16 protein-coding genes are annotated in these 20,483 nt (G+C 72.4%); 4 read left to right on the forward strand and 12 right to left on the reverse strand.

The window, feature by feature from the left end:
• Positions 1 to 165: 165 nt before the first annotated feature.
• From ACHBTE_RS22805 to ACHBTE_RS22825, 5 genes are all read right to left on the reverse strand, one after another.
• Complete coding sequence (locus tag ACHBTE_RS22805) at positions 166 to 2,175, reverse strand: spermidine synthase (RefSeq protein WP_394725874.1); 2,010 nt, start codon at positions 2,173 to 2,175, stop codon at positions 166 to 168.
• A gap of 95 nt (positions 2,176 to 2,270) precedes the next feature.
• A complete protein-coding gene (locus ACHBTE_RS22810) occupies positions 2,271 to 2,894 on the reverse strand; it encodes a histidine phosphatase family protein (RefSeq protein WP_394725875.1) in 624 nt (207 codons plus the stop codon).
• Positions 2,895 to 2,968: 74 nt separating this feature from the next.
• The gene (locus ACHBTE_RS22815) at positions 2,969 to 3,529 is read right to left on the reverse strand and encodes a cytochrome b (RefSeq protein ID WP_394725876.1); all 561 of its coding nucleotides are present in this window, start codon (positions 3,527 to 3,529) and stop codon (positions 2,969 to 2,971) included.
• Between the two features lie 69 nt (positions 3,530 to 3,598).
• Positions 3,599 to 4,591: an esterase/lipase family protein gene (locus ACHBTE_RS22820; RefSeq protein WP_394725877.1), complete on the reverse strand. Its 993-nt coding sequence runs from the start codon at positions 4,589 to 4,591 to the stop codon at positions 3,599 to 3,601.
• 174 nt (positions 4,592 to 4,765) lie between these two features.
• Complete coding sequence (locus ACHBTE_RS22825; RefSeq protein ID WP_394725878.1) at positions 4,766 to 5,716, reverse strand: alpha/beta fold hydrolase; 951 nt, start codon at positions 5,714 to 5,716, stop codon at positions 4,766 to 4,768.
• Between the two features lie 105 nt (positions 5,717 to 5,821).
• Here ACHBTE_RS22825 and ACHBTE_RS22830 point away from each other — a divergent pair, with 105 nt between their 5' ends.
• Together ACHBTE_RS22830 and ACHBTE_RS22835 are read left to right on the forward strand one after the other, a co-directional pair.
• Entirely contained in the window at positions 5,822 to 6,436 is a 615-nt protein-coding gene (locus ACHBTE_RS22830; RefSeq protein WP_394725879.1) for a TetR/AcrR family transcriptional regulator, read from the forward strand.
• A 51-nt stretch (positions 6,437 to 6,487) separates the two neighbouring features.
• Positions 6,488 to 8,029, forward strand: coding sequence for a HEAT repeat domain-containing protein (locus ACHBTE_RS22835; RefSeq protein ID WP_394725880.1), 1,542 nt, complete (start codon positions 6,488 to 6,490; stop codon positions 8,027 to 8,029).
• 7 nt (positions 8,030 to 8,036) lie between these two features.
• Here the strand turns inward: ACHBTE_RS22835 and ACHBTE_RS22840 are convergent, their stop codons facing one another.
• From ACHBTE_RS22840 to ACHBTE_RS22860, 5 genes are all read right to left on the reverse strand, one after another.
• Positions 8,037 to 9,536, reverse strand: coding sequence for an APC family permease (locus tag ACHBTE_RS22840; protein WP_394725881.1), 1,500 nt, complete (start codon positions 9,534 to 9,536; stop codon positions 8,037 to 8,039).
• Complete coding sequence (locus ACHBTE_RS22845; RefSeq protein ID WP_394725882.1) at positions 9,533 to 11,089, reverse strand: GMC family oxidoreductase; 1,557 nt, start codon at positions 11,087 to 11,089, stop codon at positions 9,533 to 9,535. The genes ACHBTE_RS22840 and ACHBTE_RS22845 overlap by 4 nt, the downstream gene beginning before the upstream one ends.
• Before the next feature lie 98 nt (positions 11,090 to 11,187).
• Positions 11,188 to 12,654 (reverse strand): aldehyde dehydrogenase family protein, encoded by a 1,467-nt coding sequence (locus tag ACHBTE_RS22850; RefSeq protein ID WP_394725883.1) that lies wholly within the window; start codon positions 12,652 to 12,654, stop codon positions 11,188 to 11,190.
• Positions 12,655 to 12,997: 343 nt separating this feature from the next.
• A complete protein-coding gene (locus ACHBTE_RS22855; protein WP_394725936.1) occupies positions 12,998 to 13,873 on the reverse strand; it encodes a DMT family transporter in 876 nt (291 codons plus the stop codon).
• Positions 13,813 to 14,490, reverse strand: a complete 678-nt coding sequence (locus tag ACHBTE_RS22860; protein ID WP_394725884.1) for a DUF6233 domain-containing protein — start codon at positions 14,488 to 14,490, stop codon at positions 13,813 to 13,815. Before ACHBTE_RS22860 ends, ACHBTE_RS22855 begins: the two co-directional genes overlap by 61 nt.
• Between ACHBTE_RS22860 and ACHBTE_RS22865 the strand changes: the two genes are divergently transcribed.
• The gene (locus ACHBTE_RS22865; protein ID WP_394725885.1) at positions 14,489 to 15,511 is read left to right on the forward strand and encodes a hypothetical protein; all 1,023 of its coding nucleotides are present in this window, start codon (positions 14,489 to 14,491) and stop codon (positions 15,509 to 15,511) included. The two genes, ACHBTE_RS22860 and ACHBTE_RS22865, sit on opposite strands and share 2 nt — an antisense overlap.
• A 104-nt stretch (positions 15,512 to 15,615) precedes the next feature.
• Here the strand turns inward: ACHBTE_RS22865 and ACHBTE_RS22870 are convergent, their stop codons facing one another.
• Positions 15,616 to 16,317: a response regulator gene (locus tag ACHBTE_RS22870; protein ID WP_394725886.1), complete on the reverse strand. Its 702-nt coding sequence runs from the start codon at positions 16,315 to 16,317 to the stop codon at positions 15,616 to 15,618.
• Positions 16,318 to 16,673: 356 nt separating this feature from the next.
• Between ACHBTE_RS22870 and ACHBTE_RS22875 the strand changes: the two genes are divergently transcribed.
• Positions 16,674 to 17,432 (forward strand): universal stress protein, encoded by a 759-nt coding sequence (locus ACHBTE_RS22875; RefSeq protein WP_394725887.1) that lies wholly within the window; start codon positions 16,674 to 16,676, stop codon positions 17,430 to 17,432.
• Between the two features lie 356 nt (positions 17,433 to 17,788).
• On the opposite strand, the gene ppdK is transcribed toward ACHBTE_RS22875, so the two are convergent.
• Positions 17,789 to 20,473: a pyruvate, phosphate dikinase gene (gene ppdK, locus ACHBTE_RS22880; RefSeq protein WP_394725888.1), complete on the reverse strand. Its 2,685-nt coding sequence runs from the start codon at positions 20,471 to 20,473 to the stop codon at positions 17,789 to 17,791.
• Between the last annotated feature and the right edge of the window lie 10 nt (positions 20,474 to 20,483).

A 20,483-nucleotide genomic window follows, 5' to 3' on the forward strand; every position in this document is an offset into this window, starting at 1 on the left:
TGCTGCTGCGCGTCAACCTGACGGCCGCGCTGCTGGTCGCCGCCGCCGGGTCCTGGGCGGCATCGGCGGCTATGTGGCCAACCCGGCATCACGCCGGACGCCGGACGCCTGAGCCGGGGGCTCGACGCCGCCTCGCCCCCGGCTCGCATGGTCAAGAACCCGTCCCTAGGTCTTGGCGGCCACCGTCTCGTCCGGCTCCGCCGTCGACTGCCCGCCCGTCCCGTTCCCGGCGAAGCGCATGGCGATGCACGCGCCGAGATACAGCAGGGCGACGACCAGCAGCAGCGCCTGATAGCCCGTCACCAGAGCCAGATACTCCAGCGCTCCGCCGGTCAGCGCGCCCAGCAGATTCGCGCCGAACGCCGACGTCGGGTCGGGGGCCAGCGCGAGGCGGTCCGAGAAGATGAGGTTGGCGCAGAAGATGGGCGCGAAGGCCAGGGCGATGGCGGCGGCGAGCCGTCCGGCGAACGGCAGCGACAGCACGGCCTGGGTCGGCACGAGCCAGGCCACCGCGAGCGAGCCGAACAGCATGACTTGCAGCAGCAGCATGTTGACCGACCGCAGTCTGCGCCGGACCTCGACCGCGGCCAGGACCGAGAGCAGGACGCCGAAGAAGACAAGGGCGTTGACCAGCCAGGTCGTGCCGAAGTAGAGGGCGAAGCCGATCACGTTCTTCGTTTCGAGCAGCATGAACGCCGCGCCCAGCAGGAACATGTCGAAGTAGCGGAACGTGCTGCGGATGCGCACCCCGGCCAGCCGTACCGACAGCAGCGTCACCAGCAGGATCGCGCCCAGTGCCCCCAGGTAGATGGTGGGGATGCTGCGGTGCAGCAGATACGGGAAGGGGTGGTCGTCGGTGGCGGCCTCCGGCACCGGGCCGCTGGGCTGCCAGGTCTGCTTGCAGGACTGGTCGGCGGGCGTCATCCCGGCCACCAGTACGGCGGCGTTCCGCTTGAACGTCGTCATGCACGGGGCGTGGCCGTAGAGGTCGTCGAGGTCACCGGCGAAGCGGTCGACCAGCCAGGCCTGGCGGTAGTAGTTGTACATCGCGAACGCGCCGTTCGGCGTCAGATGGTCGCGGGCGGCCTCGAACGCCTGCCGGGTGAACAGATAGCTCTCCAGCCGCAGGTTGCTCGCACCCGACACCAGGGTCAGGGAGTCCGGGAGAGCCAGGATGATGAGGTCGTACTTGGCGTCCGTCCGTTCCAAAAAGGCCCGTCCGTCGTCGATGTACACATGCACCCGGGGGTCGTCGTACGGCCGGGCGGGGTGCAGCTCGGCACCGATCTCCTGAAGCCGGGGATCGATCTCGACGGCGTCCACCCGCTCCGCCCCCTGCGCCAGCGCGACCGCGACGTCGTTGCCGTTCCCGGCGCCGATGACGAGCACCCGCTTGTGCGGGTTGCGGGGCGTCTGTTCGTACGCCTGCCGGTAGGGCGAGTTCTCCCGCAGCAGCACGTCCAGCGGCGCGGTGCTCTGGTGCGGGACGCCGTTGGCGGAGATGTAGTAGGTGCGGGTGGTCGTCGGCGAGGCCTTGAGCTCGATCTTGTAGTACGGCGACCAGGAGATGCCGGCCGTGGTCGTCTCCAGGAACAGCGCGGCGACCATGGCCGTGAGGGGGATGCCGTACATCAGGGTGTTGCGGCGTCCGCCGAGGATCAGCAGGGCCACCGCGGCGAGTACGCCCCAGGCCACCGAGGGGGCCCGCAGCCAGGACAGTACGGCGAACGAGACCGAGCCGGTGATGCTGCCGAGCAGGTCGTAGCGGTAGGCGTCGAGCGAGGGCAGCTGACGGAAGAGGTCGGCGGTGATCTTGCCGATGCCCGCCATGATCACCGCGGTCAGCAGGAAGATGGCCGGCAAGGTCACCCACTGGGGCAGGCCGGTGGTCCGTACGGCGGTGAAGTAGATGACCTCGGCGCTGCTCTGACGCACCTGCACCGGGTACGCGCGTACGAAGATGATGAGCAGCGCGAGCGGGATCGGCGTCCAGCGTTTCAGCCACTGACCGCGTTCGGCGGGGATCAGGAAGCCGATGCCGATGCCGAGGAACGACCCCAGCAGGATGAAGTTCGAGAAATAGCTGAGGTGGACGACGTTCGCTCCCGCCCATCTGATCAGCGCCAGCTCGACGAAGAGCATGGTGGTGCTGGCCAGCACGAGCCTCCAGCGCACCGAGCTTACTTTTTGCCCGGTTTTTGTCAGCTTCATGGGGGTTTACGGTGCCAGCTTCGGCCGGGTGAGTCGAGATGCCTTGCCGATGGATCGGATCAGATGTGCGCCTCGGGGGGAAATCCTGTCCAGCGCAGCTCGGTGGGCAGGTGCCGCATGTCGTTGGAGAGGAGGACGGTGGCCGGCCGGCCGGGGGCGTAGCGGATGACGGTGAGCGCCGCGTTGCCGTGATTCAGGCCGAGCCAGCGCCACTTCGGTGCGTACATGGCGTCCCGGACGAGCCAGGCCACCAGGAAGTTGTGCGTGACGAGCAGCTCGTGCCGGTCCTGCTCACCCTCCACCGGCCCGGTGAACAGCTCCAGCGCCCGGCGGGCCAGGGCGGGTCCGTGCTCCCGCTCCTCCTCGGACGCACCGGCGAGGAAGCGGAGGAAGAAGTCCGCCGACTCGGCCGGGAGCTCTTCCCGTGTCGGCACATGAGGGACGTAGTCGCCGGCCGCGTCCGACATGTGCAAGGGGACGCCCTTGAGCTGCTCGCCTATCTGACGCGCCGTCTGCTCGGCCCGGGGGAGCGGACCGTGGTGAACGGCGGCGAGCGGTACGGCCCGCAGTCGTTTGCCGAGCAGCGTGGCCTGCCGGCGACCTGCCTCCGTCAGCCCGCTCTCGTCCGGCGAAGCCTCGCCGTGCCGGACGAGATAGAGGTAACGGGTGGCCGTGCCGGTCATGTCGAGACTCCTTCGCGGAGATGATCTTGTCGATGGAGGGACGTCGTCGCGTCGGACGTCGGTTCCCGCCGGTCTCAGATCATGCGGTCCAGCAACTGGTCACAGTCGACCAGCTGATGCTTGAGCACCAGCGCGACATGCACCGCGACCGACGCGTAGAGGACGACCTGGGCCGCGATGTGGAGGGCGAGCAGGTCGTCGCCCGCCGGCAGCAGGGCGATTCCGGTGACCGGCACGGCGAACGTCGCCGTGTACAAGGCAGTCTCGGTGGTGTGGGCGAGGCGCCTCTCCCGGGCGGAGAGGGTCGGCGCCCATGGGGGCAGCGGTGTGGCCAGCCGCCAGGCGAGGCGGGCGGCGCCGAGCAGCAGCACGGTGGCGCCCAGCACGACATGCACCGTGAGCAGCGCGTCGTCCCCGAAGGGGTCGTACGCGTCGTCGCCGCCTCTGCCGCGCCCTCGACCGTGACCCGAGTCCTCACCCCGCCCGCGGCCACGCCCGCGCCCTCGGCCGCTGTCGTCCGCGTCGAGCAGATACCCCACCGCGACCTGCACGGTGAGGGCGACGAACACCAGCCAGTGCAGCGTCTTCGTGACGACCCCGTAGCCATGCGGACCGTTGCGCAGGTGGAGACCCATGGGTCCAAAGTGCCCCACGGCGGGCTTCGGCCAACCATGGCCGACGCCGACGCGGCCACGCCGTCCCGGTCAGCCGCCGATCAGAGGTGCCGAGAAGCCGCAGCGCAAGGGCTTGGGGTGCGCGGGGTCGAGGGCGTTGAGGACGAGTTGGAGGGCGTTGGAGTCATAGGCGATCGAGATGTGCTCGGAGCGGTCCTGTGGACAGACGTCCTGGAGCGTGATGTTCCGTACCTTCGCGCCCGGCCCCGCTGTGAGGAACTGGTGGTGGTACGGCGTGACGACCTCGTCGTACCGGGTGGCGATCACCGTGTAGGTCACCCCCGGCTGTGTGTCGCCGCCCCGGTCGAGCGTGGTGTTCACCGCGGAACCGACCATCTGGTCCGCGTACGCCTGCCCGGCGAGGAGGGAGACCGGCCGGTCGAGGCCGAGCTCGGTGGTGAGGGTGCCCAGTCCGGCGACGGTGGTGCCGTGGTTGGACGGGGCCAGCCCGATGAGCCGGCGCACCTTGTTGCGGGCCGGCTTCGCGGGGTCGGTGCCGCCCTCGAAGCGCAGGTACCACCGGGGCAGCACACCGCCGCCCTGGGAGTGCCCCACCAGGTCGACCTGCCGGGCGCCGGTGGCGTCGAGCACCCGGTCGACATAGCGGGCGACCTCCCGGGCGGAGTCGGGGACGTGCCGCGTCGCCTTGAGCGGAACTCCCGGTTCACCTCCGTAGTTCGGGGCGAAGACGCAGTACCCGGCGCGCTTCAGGCGGGGGGACAGCATGCTCCAGTTCATGTGGGCGTTGGTGTAGGTCGCGTGCAGCAGCACGACGGGGCGGGGGTGCGCGGCGGTCGGCCTGCATGTCCAGTCGTTGGCCCCGGCCGGCGGGGCCTCCGGCTGGAGCGTGCCGCGGACGAAGGCCGCGGGAGCGGAGCTGCCCGCCCCCACGGGCGGCCTGGGGGTGTCGGCCGCGACCGACTCGGCCGGCAGGCCGAGCGTCAGCGCCGATACCGCGCCGACGGTCGCCCACCAGGTGAGCAGTCGGGAACGCGGCGTGGGTCGGACAGGGCGATGGAACATTCTTCCCGCTCTCGTCGGATCTGGTCACCAGCGGACGACCAAGATCTTCAAGGAGCGCCCGCCGGGACCACGGCCGATCCGCACCCGACCCACCCGTTGGGGTTGCACCTTTCAGCCGTGCGGGTCTGCCCGCCCCCGCGTCGGCGTGGATCCGCGCAAGCCGGCGCCCCCGCGTCACGCCGCCCGGACGGCCCGCCCCAGGTGGTGCAGGATCTCGTCGGCCAGCCGGTCGTCCAGGGCCGTGGGGAGCGTGTGGCCCATCCCCTCGACCAGCACCAGGCGGGCACCGGGAATCGCGGCGGCGGTGGCCCACGCGTGCTCGGGCGGGAACATCGGATCCTCGGTGCCGTGCAGGACGAGTGTCGGCGCGCTGACGCGAGAGAGGGCCGCGGTGTCGTCCCCGCCGGCGGCCCCGGCGAGCGTGTGGTTGAGCGCGGCCTGCAAGTCGGTGGCCCGCTCGTACACCCGCCGCTCCATCGCGCGGTACTCGTCCTCCGGGAACGGCAGCACCGGTCCGTGCAGGACTCGCCACAGCGGCAGCCGTGCGGCGAGATACTCCTCCGGGCCCGCCTCCGGCTCGGAGAAGGCCGAGGTCAGCGCCGCCAGCAACTCCGGGCGGGGAGGGGGCAGTTCGCCGGGCAGTGGAGCCGCTCCCGACAGGGCGCGCTGCACCGCCGCCGCCGTGTCCGTCCCCAGCGGCTGGGACGACAGGCTGGTGAGGGTCAGCACTCGGTCCGGACGGGTGACGGCCAGCCGCTGCGCGATGATGCCGCCGAGCGACGCGCCGACCAGATGAGCCCGATCCGCCCCGAACGCGTCCAGGACGGCGAGCGCGTCGGAGGCCATGTCGGCCACGGTGTACGGACGGGCGGCGAAGTCGACCCGGGAGGAGCGCCCGGTGTCCCGGTGGTCGTAGCGGATGACCCGCAGACCCCCGTCGACGAGCCGGCGGACCAGGCCGTCGTTCCACTGGACGCCTTGCGCCTGCGCGCCCATCACCAGCAACAGCGTCGGATCCCCGCGGTCACCGAAGTCCTCGGCCCACAGCTCGAGTCCGTCCTTGGTGCGCACGGCCCGTTCGCGGCCCAGGAGGTACCCGTTCTTCGTCTTCTTATTTTCCTGCATGGTCGTTCAATATAATGGTCGGGTGCCGGTGCCGCACCCGCTTTTCCGGTCCGCCGGCAAGGAGCGAGTTGGACGCGGCGGGTCCGCCCGGGCACTCTGATCCCCATGGCCGGAGTCAAGGGGCAGGTGCAGAAGCGGGGCGTGGAGCGGCGCCGTGCCATGGTGGACGCCGCGATCGAGCTGTTCGCGCGTCAGGGCGTACGCGGCACCGGGGTGGCGGCGATCGCCGAGCGCGCCGGTGCCACCCCGTCCGCGCTCATCCACCACTTCGGCAGCAAGGACGGACTCGTACGGGCCGTCCTGGAAGAGGCCGACCGGCGCGCCCTCGCCCGGCTGTCCGTCCCGCCGGACGCCGAGCCCACCCTCGACCAGGCCTTCGACTGGTTCGTCCGGGACGCCGAGCACACCGCCGCCACCGAGCGCCAACTGGCCGCGCTGCACACCACGCTCACCGCGGAGAACCTGGAGCCCGGCTCCGTCCTCCACACCTGGTTCAGGGACCGCGGCCGGGCGCTGCGGACCCATCTGGTCGCCCTCTTCACCCGCGCCATGGCCGACGGATCGGCCCGCGCGGACCTGGACGCCGCGACACTGGCCGCGGAGGCCGCCGCGTTCATCGAGGGGGCCCACCTGTTGTGGCTGCTGGACCCCGGGCAGGTGGATCTGACCGAGGTGCACCGCAGCTACTTCGCGGGGCTCGCCGAGCGGCTTCGGCCGTGACACCGGTACAACCTCCGGGCGGCTCGCCGGTCTGACTCACCGGGGTGCTTCATGGGAGCGGACCAACAAATCGCCTTCTTCCTGCGCGAGTTGAAGGACGGCGACACCTGGCGGCGGGCCGCCGCGGCCAAGGGGCTGGGCAGGGTCGGGCGCGGCGAACACGCCGGGGCGCTCGCCCCAGCGGCCGACGACCGCGCGCCCGAGGTGCGTGAGGCCGCCGCCCTGGCGCTGGGCCGACTCGGCGCCGTCGAGGCGGGCCGTGGGGTGCTGCCCGGCCTGATGCGCGACGAGGACCCCTGGGTGCGGCGCCGGGCCTCGCGCGCCGCGATCCGGCTGGGGCTCGACGGCCCGGCGATCGTGGACGCCTTCTCCGGCCTCCTCCGCGACCCCGACCACCACCTGCGCATCAACGCCCTGGACGGACTGGAGGCACTGGGCGTCCCGGGCGACGTCCAGGCGCTCGTCCAGGCCCTGGGCGACTCCGAAGGAGCGGTATGGGGGCGCGCCCGAGCCCTGGTGTACCGGTTCCGGGACGATCCGGCCGTCCACGCCGAGGTGGTGCGCACGGCCGAACAGGGCACGGGGGCCGCACGAGTGGAGGCCCTCGGCATGCTTCCCGGGGAGTGGACCGAGCGCCTCCTGCCCTCCCTGCCGGCCGGACTGGGCGACGAATCCGCCGACGTGCGGATCGCGGTGACGCGGCGGCTGGTCGACGCGGCGGACGACCGGACCCGGGACGCCTTGGTGGCGGCCCTGGAGACCGAACGGGACCCGAACGTCGCGGCCTCGTTGCTGCGTGGACTCGGCCGGCTCGGCGACGAACGCGTGATCGAGCCCGCGGCGCGCCGGCTCACCGACGCCGTCGCCGGTCCGTCGGCCGCCCACGCGCTGGGAGCGGTGGGGACCTGGACCGCCGCCATGGTGCTGCGTACGGCCGTCATCGACCCCGAGCTGCCCGGCCGGACCCGCGCGGCCGTCGCCGAGGCCGTCGGGCAGGCGGGGCGCTGGGATGCAGTCTGGCTGCTGCTGCCTCTCCTGGACGCCGCCGACGGGGATGTGCGCGCGGGAGCGGTGGCGGGCCTGGACGCGCTGGTGGACAACGGACTGCGCCCTTGGGAACGCCGTCCGGTGGCCCGCGCGTTGGTGGCCCAGCTCGTCGCCGACCCGAAGACGGTCTGGCGGACGCACAACGCGCTCGTCGGTCTCGCCGAAGCGCTGCCTTACCTGCGGCGGACGGTGGACCGGACCCCGTCGGCCGACGTCCGCGCCGCCGCGCTCTCCCTGCTCGACCCGGACAGCGCCACCGACCAGGACACCGGACGGGACCTGCCCCGCCTCGTCCGTGCCCTGGACGACCCGGACGAGACGGTGCGCCGCTGCGCCACCGAGAGCCTGGCCCACTGGCTGGCGGCCACCGGCCGGCGTCCGCAGGACGAGGACCGGCTGCGCGCCCGGCTCACCGCCCTCGCATGGGACGACACCGGGACGGTGGCCCGCGCGGCGGAGCAGGCGCTTCGCGTCCTGGACGGTCGTGAGCCCGCCTCGGAAGGATCTCGCCCCGACTGGGACGGCTCTCGCCCCGAGCCGTTGTGACGGTGGCTCAGGCGGGACCCTGTGACGACTTCGAGGTGCCGTCTCGGTCGTCCGGCACCGCGTCGCCGGCCGGTGCCGTACTGCGGCCGTAGTGATGCGTGGTGAACATGTAGACCAGTCCCGTCACCAGCACCACCGCCCCGCACAGCAGGACGATCCAGTTCTCGTACCAGGGTTTCTCCGGGGTGCGGGCCCAGCAGATGTTGACGATGGCGAAGATGCCGTAGGCCAGGGCCCCGATGTTCACCGCCAGGCCCCAGCGGCCCAGGGTGAACTCGCCCGCCGGGCGCCAGCCCTTGAGCCGGGCGCGCAGCGCGGCCAGGACGACCATCTGGAACGAGCCGTAGATGCCGAGGATCGCGAACGAGACGATGTTGGTGAGGGCGTCCTCGGAGGCCAGCGAGGCGAAGGCGATGAGCAGCGGCACCGCCGCGGAGACGAACAGAGCCCAGCTCGGCACCGCGCGCGCGTGGACGAACCGCCGCAGCAGCCGGTGCCCGACGATCATCTCGTCACGGGCGTAGGAGTAGATGAGCCGCCCGGCCGCGGCCTGGAGGCTGATCGTGCAGGACAGGAAGGAGATCAGCACCACGGCCATCACCAGCCGCGCCCCGGTCTCACCCATGGCGTCGTACAGCACGTCCACCACCGGGTCGGCCTGCTCGCCCGAGATGACGGCGTTGAAGTCGGTGACCGACAGCAGCAGCGACAGACAGGTGAACGTGGCCGCCGCGCCGCCGATGTAGATGGTGCGGCGCATGGCCTTGGGGATGACGCGCCCCGGGTGCTCGACCTCCTCGGCGGTGTCGCCGCACGCCTCGAAGCCGTAGTACTGGTAGAAGCCGATGATGGCCGCGGCGAGGAACACCGGAAGGTAGGAGCCGTCTCCCTCGGTGCCGTAGGTGTCGAAGATGACGCCGAGGTTGTGGTGGCGGTGCGTGGCCAGCAGATAGATGCCGACGACGAGAGCGCCGATGAGCTCGCCCGCGAAGCCGATGATGGCCGCCAGCGACAAGGCCTTGGTACCCATGTAGTTGATGAGGATGGCGACGACGATGAGCACGGCTGTGCACAGCACGGTGGTGTGCACGGTGGGGTCGAAACCGAAGAGGATGGCGATGTAGGGGCCGGCGCCGTAGGCGACGGAGGTGATGGTCACCAGCAGCGCCCACATGTAGACCCAGCCGGTCATCCACGCCCACCGCTTGCCCCACAGCCGTCGCGCCCACGGGTAGACGCCGCCGGCGATGGGGTACTGGGCCACGATCTCGCCGAAGATCAGCGCGACCAGGAACTGACCGCAGCCGGCCAGCACGAACGCCCAGATCATCGGCGGACCGCCCTCGGCGAGCGCGGTGCCGAAGAGGGTGTAGGTGCTCACGACCGGGGACAGGTAGGTGAAGCCGAGGGCGAAGTTGGCCCAGGGGCCCATGTCCTTGCGGAACTCGGAGCCCGGCTCCCCTCCGGGGACGCCCGACGCCGGTGCGGGAGGCTGGGTACCGGTCACTGCTGCGCCCTCCGTTCGGCGGCGATCAGATCGGCGGCGCGTTCCGCGGCGAGCAGGACGGTCACCATCGGATTGATGGTGGGCATCGTCGGGAAGACCGACGCGTCGACGATGCGTACGCCCTCGAAGCCGAGCAGTCGCAACTCCGGGTCGCAGACTGCCATACGGTCGTCCGGGGCGCCCATACGGCAGGCGCCGGCCGGGTGGTAGACGGTGTGCGCGGCGCGGCGGCCGTACTCCGACAGGTCGGCGTCGGAGACGACGTCCGGTCCGGGCGCGACCTCGCGGACGAGCCAGTCGCGCAGCGGGTCGGTGGCGGCGACCTCGCGGGCCACCTTCAGTCCGTCCACGATGGTGCGCTCGTCGTAGCCCTCCGGGTCGGTGAAGTACCGGAAGTCCAGGGCGGGATGCTCGGCCGGGTTGGCACTGCGCAGCCACATGCGGCCGGTGGAGCGGGCCCGCGGCACGTTCGGCGTCATGCACACCCCGTGCTGCGGCGCCGGGTAGCCGAGGCGTTCGGTGTTGACGGTGAACGGCACCTGGTAGAAGTGGAACATCAGGTCCGGGCGGGGTTGGTGCGGGTCGCGGCGCAGGAACAGGCCCGCGTCGGAGTCCATCGCGGAGTTCGGCGGCAGCGGTCCTTCGGTCTCCCAGACGATCACGGACTCCGGGTGGTCCAGCAGATTCTCGCCCACGCCGGGCAGGTCGGCCCGTACGGCGATGCCCAGGGCGCGCAGGTCGTCGGCCGGGCCGATGCCGGAGAGCATCAGCAGGCGCGGGGTGTCCACGGCGCCCGCGCACAGCAGGAGTTCGCGTTCGGCGCGCACGGTGGCGGGCTCGCCGTCGGCTCCCCGGACGGCGACCCGGGTCAGCCGGCCCGCCTCGTCGGGGATCAGCCGGTGCGCCCAGGTCTCCAGCAGGAGCGTGAGGTTGGGCCGGCCGAGGACGGGGTGGAGGTAGGCGACGGACGCGGAGGAGCGCAGATTGCCCTCCGGCTGGTAGGCCAGCGAGAAGAAGCCGGTGCCGTCGGCGAAGGGTTCGGCGTTGAAGTCGTCGACGACGGGCACCGACAGGGCCCGGGAGGCCGCCGTGACGAAGTCCTTGGCGATGGGATTGCGGTCCGCCTCGGCCACCGGGACGATCTCGCAGAGCAGCCGGTCGCGGTAGGGGAGGATCGTCGCCGGGTCCCAGCCGGAACAGCCCCGGCTCACCCAGTCGTCGAGGTCCTGCGGCAGCGGCATGAAGCTGATCAGCGTGTTGTGCGAGGAGCAGCCGCCCAGCACGCGGGCCCGGGAGTGCAGGATGTGGGAGTTGCCGCGCGGCTGCTCGACGGTCGTGTAGCCGTAGTCGAACTCCGAGCTGAGCAGGTTGATCCAGTTGCGCAGTCGCAGGATGCGCTCGTCGCCGACGTCACTGGGGCCGCCCTCGACGACACAGACCCGGCAGTCGGGGTCCTCGCTCAGCCGGGCGGCTAGCACACAGCCGGCGGTGCCGCCGCCGACGATGACGTAGTCGTAGGCGGACTCGGGGCCGTGCGAGGGGGTGGTGGCCATGCGGTGCCTTTCTTCGGTGGCCGTGTGCCTGGGACGGGCGGTTCTTCATCGGTGGCCGGGACGTGCCACCGGGCGGGCGGACGGTGTGCTGCCCGCGGTCAGCCCTTGAACCAGCCGGACGGGGCGGGGGCGAGGTTCTGGTAGATGTGCTTGGCCTCCTGGTACTCGCGCAGCCCGGTGGGGCCCAGCTCCCGCCCGACACCGGAGCGGCCGAAGCCTCCCCACTCGGCCTGCGGCACATAGGGGTGGAAGTCGTTGATCCACACGGTGCCGTGCCGCAGCCGCTGCGCGACGCGCTGGGCGCGGCTCGCGTCGGAGGTCCACACGCCGCCGGCGAGCCCGTAGCGGGTGTCGTTGGCGAGCTCCACCGCCTCGTCCTCGCTGCGGAAGCGCTCGACGGTGACCACCGGGCCGAAGACCTCCTCCTGGACGATGCGCATGGTCCGGTCGCAGTCGGCGAAGATCGTCGGCCGCAGGAAGAAGCCGCGACTGAGGGCGGGGTCGTCGGGGCGGGCGCCCCCGGTGACGAGCCGGGCTCCCTCCTCCTTGCCGATGGCGATGTAGCCCTCGACCTTCTCGCGGTGTTCGGCGGAGCTGAGCGGGCCGCTCTCGGTGCCCTCCTCCAGCCCGTTGCCGAGCCGGATCGCCGCCGCGCGACGGGCGTACTCCTCGACGAACCGGTCGTGCAGCGAGTCCTCGACGAGCAGTCGCGAGCCGGCCGAGCAGACCTGCCCGGAGTGCAGGAAGGCGGCGTCCAGCGCGTAGTCGACGGCGGCGTCGAAGTCGGCGTCCGCGAAGACGATGTTGGGGTTCTTGCCGCCCAGTTCCAGGGCGATGTTCCGCGGGCCCTCGGCGGCGCTGGCCATGATGGCCCGGCCGGTGTTCAGGCCGCCGGTGAAGGACACCAGATCGACGTCGGGGTGGCTGGTCAGGGCCGCGCCCACGGTCGCCCCGGAGCCCAGTACCAGGTTGGCGACGCCGGGCGGCGCCCCCGCCTCCTCGATGAGCCGGATCATGGCGATCGTGGTGAGGGGTGTGGTCTCGCTGGGCTTGAGGATGAAGGTGTTGCCGGCGGCCAGCGCCGGGGCCACCTTCCAGGAGGCCTGGAGCAGGGGGTAGTTCCAGGGGGCGATGAGCGCGCACACCCCGACCGGCTGGTAGACGACACGGCTGAGCACGTCCGGGCCGACGTCCACGATCCGGCCGCCGTCCTTCCCGGCGAGCTCGGCGAAGTACCGGAAGGCGTTCGCCACGTCCTCCACGTCGATACGGGCCTCGGTCAGGGTCTTGCCCGTGTCGAGGGTCTCGGTGCGGGCGATCTCCTCCTGGTCGCGCAGCAGCAGATCGCGGACGCGCAGGAGCAGGTCGGCCCGCCGGCGGGAGGGCGCGTGCGCCCAGTCCTCCTCGGCGAAGGCACGGCGGGCGGCACGCACGGCGCGGTCCACGTCGGTGGCGTCGGCCTCGTCGACGGTGGTGACGACGGACGCGTCGTAGGGGTTGACCACGTCCCGGCGTCCGCCGGCCGCCGCCTGTGTCCACTCACCGTCGATGTACAGCTCACCCACCGCGGGGCCTCCTTCGCATCCGGCGCAGCCGATCGGCTCGACGGTCAGCAACATGGCCCATCGGACGGGTCGCGGCCACGGGGCACACCGCCGTGACGGTCCACCGGGGGTCCAGAGGACCCGGGTGGGCTAGGGAGGGCCCCGTGTGGGGTGCGATGGGGAGAGCCGGTTCGGGCTGCGCCGGGGAGAGCTGGTGTGGTGCGCGCGGGTGGGGCGTGGTGCAGCGAATCGCGCGAGTGGTGACCACTGATCGCGGCTGCCCAGGCGCCCCCTGGAGCCGGACGTGCAGGACCGGACGCACCCGGCCGGGCAGTCGGACATGGGGTACCGGCGACGATTGCGGCTAGGGCGCCTGATGGTGCTGCTGCTGGGGACGGTCCTGCGCCCGGCGCTCCTCCTGCGTCCGTTGCTCGTCCTCCGGAGCGACCACCGACTGGGCGAGCGGGATCCGCGCCAGTGCCAGGACGCCGGCGGCGATCAGCGCGACGCCGAGAAGCTGCGGCAGCAGCCACCACCCGGAGCGGATCTCCTCCTCGTACAGGGTGATGCCCAGGGCGAGGCTCACCAGCGCGTCGCCGAGGGTGAGCGCGGGCTGCGAGGCGACCAGCGGGCCGGCCTGAAGCGCGTTCTCCAGCAGGAACAGGGCGCATACGCCGGTCGCCGCGAAGGCGTACGTCTGCCAGGCGGTGAGAAAGGCGCCGAGTCCCTGTTCCTCGAGGATGTGCGTGGCGGCCTTCATCAGCGCCGCGGTCAGCGCGTAGCTGATCGCGGTCGCGGCACCCAGCAACGCCGCCCGGGCGCGGCCTTCCGGGCGGCGCAGGGCGGCGAGGGCGAGTCCGACGACCAGCCCCATGCAGACGGCGAGCGCGGGCACCCAGCGGTCCAGCGGGACATGGGTGCGATTGCCGCTGGGAGAGGCCGCGAAGAGCGCGACCGCCAGCCCCGCCACCACCACCGCGACGGCCAGCCAGCCCCTGCCCGACAGATGCCGGTGCATCAGCAGTGAGGCGACGATGAGCGTGAGGGGCAGCTCCAGCACGAACAGCGGCTGCACGATCGTGAGCGGCCCGGTCGCCAGCGCCAGTGCCTGGCAGACGGCGGCGGCGATCACCGCGAGGATGCCGGCCAGCCAGACGGGGCGGCGCAGCAGATCGAGGATCAGACCGGCCCGGAAGCCCTCGGAGCGGGGCACGGTGAGGGCCGCCTTGCGTTGCAGCACCGTCGCGACGCCGTTGCTGAACGCCGCGCACAGCGCGAACAGGACGGAGAGCGGGGTGTGCAGGGCGGCCACCTCCCGGGTCGGCGGGCATGTGACGCCGGCCGGCTGGTCTGCTCCTGCCATGGTCGCCCGGGTCGGGCCGGGGGCGCGATCGGAGCCACGCCCCGGGCCCGGCTTCCGGGCGGGCCTAAGTCGATGATGTGCAGCCGGGCGTCGGGCTCGCAGTGGCTGCATGCCCGTAGCCCCGCGGAGAGCAGCCGTCGGGCCTCGTCGCGGCTGATCGCACGGCGCCGCCGGCCCGCCATGTGGCAGTCACCGGCGTGCACCTCGACGGGGCTGCCGTCGGCGCCGATGCCGAGTTCCACGATCCACTCCGCCGGCCGCGGGCGGTCGCGCCGGCCGCGTTCCTGTTCCGCCTGGCGCCGGAGCAGGGCGGCGATCTTGTGGTCGATGCGCTCCACCCACAGGGCGTGCCAGACGCGCAGGGTCTGGAGGCGCTCCAGGTCGGGCGGCAGGTCATCGAACATGTTTTTGATTCTATGTCCATGATCCGCGTCTGCGTCACTCGCGTGTTCGATTATTCGTTCGATAACCTGAGGGTGGGAGGTGACCGCCATGACCGCGGAGGCAGGAGCACACCGGATGCCGCCACACCGGGTGTCGACGGTGATGCACGTGCGCTGTCCGCACGGCCTGCCGGAGGAGACGTACCGGCGGGTCCTGGAGATGCTGGCCGACCTCTCCCCGGTGGTGCAGGCCCTGCCGCCCACCGCGGCCCTGGTGGAGCTGAAGGGCGCCCTGCGCTACCACGGCACCGACGCCCGCCGCCTGGGCGAGACGCTGCGGGTGCGCACGCTCTCCCGGCTGGGTGTCGACGTACGCATCGGCGTCGGCCCTTCGATCACCGTCGCGGCCACCGCGTCCGCGTGGATCCCCGGACCCGGGGGAGTGCTCGCCGTCGACCCCGGCCAGGTCGCCGCCTGGCTGGGCGGGCTGCCGGTCGAGGCCCTGCATGGCATCGGACCCCGCCAGGCCGAGACGCTGCGCGAGTACGGCATCCACTCCGTCGGCGTGCTCGCCACGGTGCCGCCCGCCACCGTCCAGCGCCTGCTGGGCGGTCGCGCCGGACGCACCGCCGCCGACCGCGCCCGGGGCATCGACCCGCGCCCCGTCGTCCCCCGCACGCTGCCCGCGTCAGCGACGGTCCGCCGCACCTTCCCCCGGCACGCCGTGGACGGCGCCGAGGTCCGCGCCGCCCTGCTGGAACTGGTCGTCCGGCTCGGGCGGTCGCTGCGCCGCCGCGACCAGGCGGCCCGTGCCATCACGCTCACGCTGACCTTCGTCGGCAACGGCACCTGGGAGCGGACCCGCCGCCTCACCGAACCGTCCGCCCACGACGACGACCTGCGCCTGCTCGCCTACCAGCTGATGGACGCCGCCGGCCTGCAACGGGGCCGGCTGAGCGCGCTCACCCTCAAGGGCGAGGACCTCATCGACGCCGACCAGGTCGCCGAACAGCTCAGTCTCGACGAGGCCCGCGAGGCGCGGCTGGTCGCCGAAGCGGCCGTGGACCGCGTCCGGGACAAGTTCGGCCCCGGCGTCATCGGGCCCGCGGCCGTCTTCCGCGACGCCTCGTGACGCGTACGGCGCGTACGGCGCGTACGGCGGTTCCTGCGCGCAGGGGGGGCCGGTGCGGAGCGTCGCTCGGCCGCGCGTGCGGGCGCCGGGCGGGCTGTCGCGGCTCACCGGTGGTGGCGCTCGCCGGTCCCGGACCGCTCCACCTGGGAGGCCAGGACCGCGGCCTGGACGCGGCGCTGGACACCGAGTTTGGCGAGCAGCCGGGAGATGTGGTTCTTGACCGTCTTCTCCGACAGGTAGAGCTTCTTGCCGATCTCGCGGTTGGTCAGGCCGTCGCCGATCAGCGCCAGGATGTCCCGCTCGCGCGGTGACAGGCCCGCCAGCTCGTCCGCGACGACGGGCGTACCGGCGGGGTCGGCACGCAGTGACCGCATCAGCCGTGCAGTCGTCGCGGGGTCCAGCATGGACTGGCCCGAGGCGACCGTGCGGACCGCGGAGACCAGGTCGGAGCCCCTGATCTGCTTCAGGACGTAACCCGAGGCACCGGCCATGATGGCGTCGAGCAGCGCGTCCTCGTCGTCGAACGAGGTCAGCATCAGACAGGCCAGTTCCGGCATCCGGCTGCGCAGCTCACGGCAGACCGTGATGCCGTCGCCGTCCGGGAGGCGCACGTCGAGCACCGCGACGTGCGGTCGCAGGGCAGGGCCGCGTACCAAGGCGTGTTCGACGGTGTCCGCGTCACCGACCACCGAGATGTCCGGCTCGGCTTCGAGCAGGTCGGTGATGCCGCGTCGTACGACTTCGTGGTCGTCCAGCAGGAAGACCCGGATCGGATCGCGTTCGGTGAAGGTGCCTGGCTCGGTCATGACGACCCCTTGATCCCGGTGGTCCTCGGCCCACCGCCTGCCGACGACGGACCTCGAACCGCTCATGTGCCGATCATGGCCCGCCGCAACCGGATGCACCAGGGCCGACCGGCCCAACCGAGCGCGCGGACGGGGCCCCGGATGCCGTTCGTGGGCTCCCCGCCTTGGGCTCCCCGCCTTGGGCTCCCTGCCTCTTCCCTCGCGCCGCGCACACCGCACATCGCGCCGTGAGCCGAACGGCCCTGACTCCAGGGGCCGTTCGCCCGCGATGCGGGTGCCTGGTGGCTCCTGCCCCCGGTGCTGCGGACGACCAGCATCGTCGGTGGCCGGACAGCGCGCAGAAGGGAAGCAGGTCCATGACTCTCCAGCACGTGGCCGTCGGGATGGACGGCTCAACGGTCTCGGTACGGGCGCTGGACCAGGCCGCCGACGAGGCGTACCGGCGCGGTGTCCGGCTGCGCGTGGTGTACGCCGTGGCCGATCGCGACGCGGCGGGACCGGTCCTGGCCTGCGCCGCCGCGCGCGTGCGTGAACGGTGTCCCGCGCTGTCGGTGCAGACCGTGGCCCGCGAGGGCGGTGCCGTCGAGACGTTGACGCGCGCGAGTGCGGACGCGACGCTCACCGTCGTGGGCACGCGCGGACTCGGCGCGTTGACCGGCCTGGTGTGCGGTGCCGTGACCCGGCGGCTCGTCGCCCAGGTGCGGGGCCCGCTGCTCGTCGTACGCGGCGACCGCCCGCACGACGACCGCCGTGAGGTGCTGCTCGGTGTGGAGAGCGACCTCGACGCGGACGCGGCCGTCTACGCCATGGAGGATGCGGAGCGACGCGGGGCGCGCCTGCGGGTCCTGCACTCCTGGGCGCACCGCCGCACGGCGCCGCCCGAAGCGCCTTCGCCGCTGTCGGCGACCCGCATCGGAGGGTTACGAGGGCGCCATCCCGGCGTACAGGTCAAGGGCCGTACGGTCCGCACAGCCGCGGCGCACGCACTGGTCGAGGCGAGCCGGCAGGCGGCCGTCGTGGTCATCGCAACCCACCGAGGAAGGCGCCCGGGACCGGCCGCGCACGCCCTCCTGCACCATGCCCACTGCCCCGTGGTCGTCGTCCCCAGCGGCTGACCGCGCTCCGGGAGGGGCTGCTCGGATGCGGTTCAGATCGGGCCCGAGCAGCCCGCACGCGTCCGTTGATCGATGGGGGTCGGCCTCGTGGGCGGCGACGACATCCGGATCGTCGGCCCGCAACGTGGGCGAGGCCCGGGGCCGACGTCATCGCGCGTGCTGATGACGATCTCGCAGTCGTCCGGGGCGTGGTCGACCGGGCGGGCGTACGGCCGGCAGGGCGTGCTCGCCCGCAAACGATGCGTGCAACGACGGAGCGACACCGCGGGGGATCGGTGCCGCTCCTGCTTCCACTGTCCCTCGCGCGGAGCCCGCCGCCAAGGGCCGACGGGCCCTGGTGAGAACCGGAACGGCACTCACCGGCCGGCGTCGCCGCCCCCGGGCAGTGCCGCGCGGCCCGCCTCCAGGCGTGCCACCGGCACCCGGAACGGTGAGCAGGACACGTAGTCCAGTCCCGTCGCGTGGAAGAAGTGGACGGAACCGGGGTCGCCGCCGTGCTCACCGCAGACCCCGATGGTCAGGTCCGGGCGCGTGGCGCGGCCCTCGTCGACCGCGATCCGGACCAGCCGGCCCACGCCGTCACGGTCGATGGCCTCGAACGGCGAGACGGGAAAGACGCCCTTGTCGAGGTAGGCGGAGAAGAACTCCGCTTCGACGTCGTCGCGGGAGAAGCCCCAGGTGGTCTGGGTCAGGTCGTTCGTGCCGAAGGAGAAGAACTCGGCCTCCTCGGCGATACGGCCGGCGGTGAGCGCGGCGCGCGGCAGCTCGATCATCGTGCCGATCGGGCAGTGCACGGGAACGCCGGACTCGCCGGACACCTCGGCGAGCACCCGCTCCACTTCCGCCCGCTCGATCCGCAGTTCCTCCACCGCGCCGACCAGCGGCACCATGATCTCGGCATGCGGTGCGCCCCCGGCTCGCGTGCGCGCCACCACGGCCTCGGCGACGGCCCGTACCTGCATGGCCACCAGGCCCGGAATCACCAGACCCAGACGCACGCCCCGCAGCCCCAGCATCGGGTTCTCCTCGTGCATGCGTCCCACTGCTTCGAGCAACGCCTGCTGATGCGGGTCCGGTTCCTCGCCCCGCGCCTCGGCGGCGGCGACCCGCACGGCGAGTTCGGTGTGGTCGGGCAGGAACTCGTGGAGCGGCGGATCGAGCAGCCGGATGGTGACCGGCAGCCCGTCCATGGCCGCCAGGATGTCGGTGAAGTCCTGTCGCTGGAGCGGCAGGAGCGCCGCGAGCGCCCGCTCGCGCTCGGCGTCGTCGCCGGCCAGGATCATCTCCTCGACGAGCTTGCGGCGCTCTCCGAGAAACATGTGCTCGGTACGGCACAGTCCGATGCCCTGCGCACCGAATCTGCGCGCGCGCCGCGCGTCCTCGGGGGTGTCGGCGTTGGCCCGCACCTCCAACCGGCGTACGGCATCGGCGTGTTCGAGAGCGCGGGCCACGGCGGCCACCACACCCGCCGACCGTTCGCCGGTCTCCAGGAACCGCATGACCGCGGAGTCGGCAAGCTGCGCGGCCCCCGGGTACACGGCGCCCGCGGAGCCGTCCACGGAGATGACGGTGCCCTCCGCGACGACCGTGCCGGCACGGGTGGTGAAGCGCCGCGCCGCGGGGTCGACCGTGAGTTCCTCCGCGCCGCACACACAGACCTTGCCCATGCCGCGGGCCACCACGGCCGCGTGACTCGTCTTGCCGCCACGGCTGGTGAGGACCGCCTGGGCGGCGATCATGCCCGGCAGATCGTCGGGGGTGGTCTCCTGGCGCACCAGGACCACCTTCTCCCCGGCCGCGGCACGCCGAACTGCCTCGGTGGAGTCGAAGACGGCCGCGCCGACCGCGGCGCCCGGGGAGGCGGGGATGCCACGGGCGAGCGGCTCGCCGGTCGCGGCGGCGTCGAAGCGCGGGAACATCAGCCGGGCGAGCCCCTCGCCGTCGACCCGGGACAGGGCCTCGTCCGCGGAGACGATCCCCTCGTCGGTCAGCTCGGCGGCGATGGCGAACGCGGCCTCGGCGGTGCGTTTGCCGACCCGGGTCTGGAGCATCCACAGCGTGCCGCGCTCGATGGTGAACTCGATGTCGCACAGATCGCGGTAGTGCCGCTCCAGGGTCTGCATGTGGGCGAGCAGTTGCCCGTACGACCCGGGATCGAGGCGCTCCAGCTCCGCCAGCGGCACGGTGTTGCGGATGCCGGCGACCACGTCCTCGCCCTGCGCGTTGGGCAGATAGTCGCCGTACAGACCGCCGCGGCCGGTGGCCGGGTCACGGGTGAACGCGACGCCGCTGCCGGAGTCGGCGCCGAGATTGCCGAAGACCATGCGCTGCACGGTGACCGCGGTGCCCAGATCGTCGGGGATGTGCTCACGCCGCCGGTAGATCCGGGCGCGCTCGCCGTTCCAGGAGGCGAAGACCGCGAGGATCGCCCGGCGCAGCTGCTCGGCCGGGGACTGCGGGAAGTCCTCCCCGGTCTCCTCGCGGATCAGCTGCTTGTACGCCTCCACCAGTTCGGCGAGGTCGTGTGCGTCGAGGTGCAGGTCGTCGGGGGCGTCGCGCAGGCCCTTGAGCGTCGTCATGGCCCGCTCGAACAAGGCTCCGTCGACGCCCATGACCGTGCTGCCGAACATCTGGACGAGCCTGCGGTACGAGTCCCAGGCGAAGCGCTCACTGCCGGAGACCTTGGCCAGCCCCAGGACGGAGCCGTCGTTGAGACCGATGTCCAGCACGGTCTCCATCATCCCCGGCATAGAGAACCGTGCCCCGGACCGCACGGACAGCAGCAGCGGGTCGTCACGCTGCCCCAACCGGCGGCCGGCCCCGGCTTCGAGGGCCGACAAGTGACGGGAGACCTCCGCCGACATGCCGTCCGGTTCCGCACCGGTGGCGAGGAACGCCCGGCAGGCGTCCGTGGAGACGGTGAACCCCGGCGGGACCGGCAGGCCGAGCCGGGTCATCTCGGCGAGGTTGGCGCCCTTGCCGCCCAGCAGGTCCGCCATGTCACGGCGGCCCTCGTGGAAGTCGTACACGTAACGGACCATGACGCTGTGC

The organism is Streptomyces sp. M41 (assembly GCF_043673425.1).
Classification (GTDB): Bacteria; Actinomycetota; Actinomycetes; order Streptomycetales; family Streptomycetaceae; genus Streptomyces.

Bases quoted from the DNA above. Each gene is read 5' to 3' on its own strand.
- ACHBTE_RS22810 (WP_394725875.1), bottom strand. From the start codon at position 2,894: ATGACCGGCACGGCCACCCGTTACCTCTATCTCGTCCGGCACGGCGAG.
- ACHBTE_RS22815 (WP_394725876.1), bottom strand. From the start codon at position 3,529: ATGGGTCTCCACCTGCGCAACGGTCCGCATGGCTACGGGGTCGTCACG.
- ACHBTE_RS22820 (WP_394725877.1), bottom strand. From the start codon at position 4,591: ATGTTCCATCGCCCTGTCCGACCCACGCCGCGTTCCCGACTGCTCACC.
- ACHBTE_RS22825 (WP_394725878.1), bottom strand. From the start codon at position 5,716: ATGCAGGAAAATAAGAAGACGAAGAACGGGTACCTCCTGGGCCGCGAA.
- ACHBTE_RS22830 (WP_394725879.1), top strand. From the start codon at position 5,822: ATGGCCGGAGTCAAGGGGCAGGTGCAGAAGCGGGGCGTGGAGCGGCGC.
- ACHBTE_RS22835 (WP_394725880.1), top strand. From the start codon at position 6,488: ATGGGAGCGGACCAACAAATCGCCTTCTTCCTGCGCGAGTTGAAGGAC.
- ACHBTE_RS22845 (WP_394725882.1), bottom strand. From the start codon at position 11,089: ATGGCCACCACCCCCTCGCACGGCCCCGAGTCCGCCTACGACTACGTC.
- ACHBTE_RS22865 (WP_394725885.1), top strand. From the start codon at position 14,489: ATGACCGCGGAGGCAGGAGCACACCGGATGCCGCCACACCGGGTGTCG.
- ACHBTE_RS22860 (WP_394725884.1), bottom strand. From the start codon at position 14,490: ATGGCGGTCACCTCCCACCCTCAGGTTATCGAACGAATAATCGAACAC.
- ACHBTE_RS22870 (WP_394725886.1), bottom strand. From the start codon at position 16,317: ATGACCGAGCCAGGCACCTTCACCGAACGCGATCCGATCCGGGTCTTC.
- ACHBTE_RS22875 (WP_394725887.1), top strand. From the start codon at position 16,674: ATGACTCTCCAGCACGTGGCCGTCGGGATGGACGGCTCAACGGTCTCG.
- ppdK (WP_394725888.1), bottom strand. From the start codon at position 20,473: ATGGTCCGTTACGTGTACGACTTCCACGAGGGCCGCCGTGACATGGCG.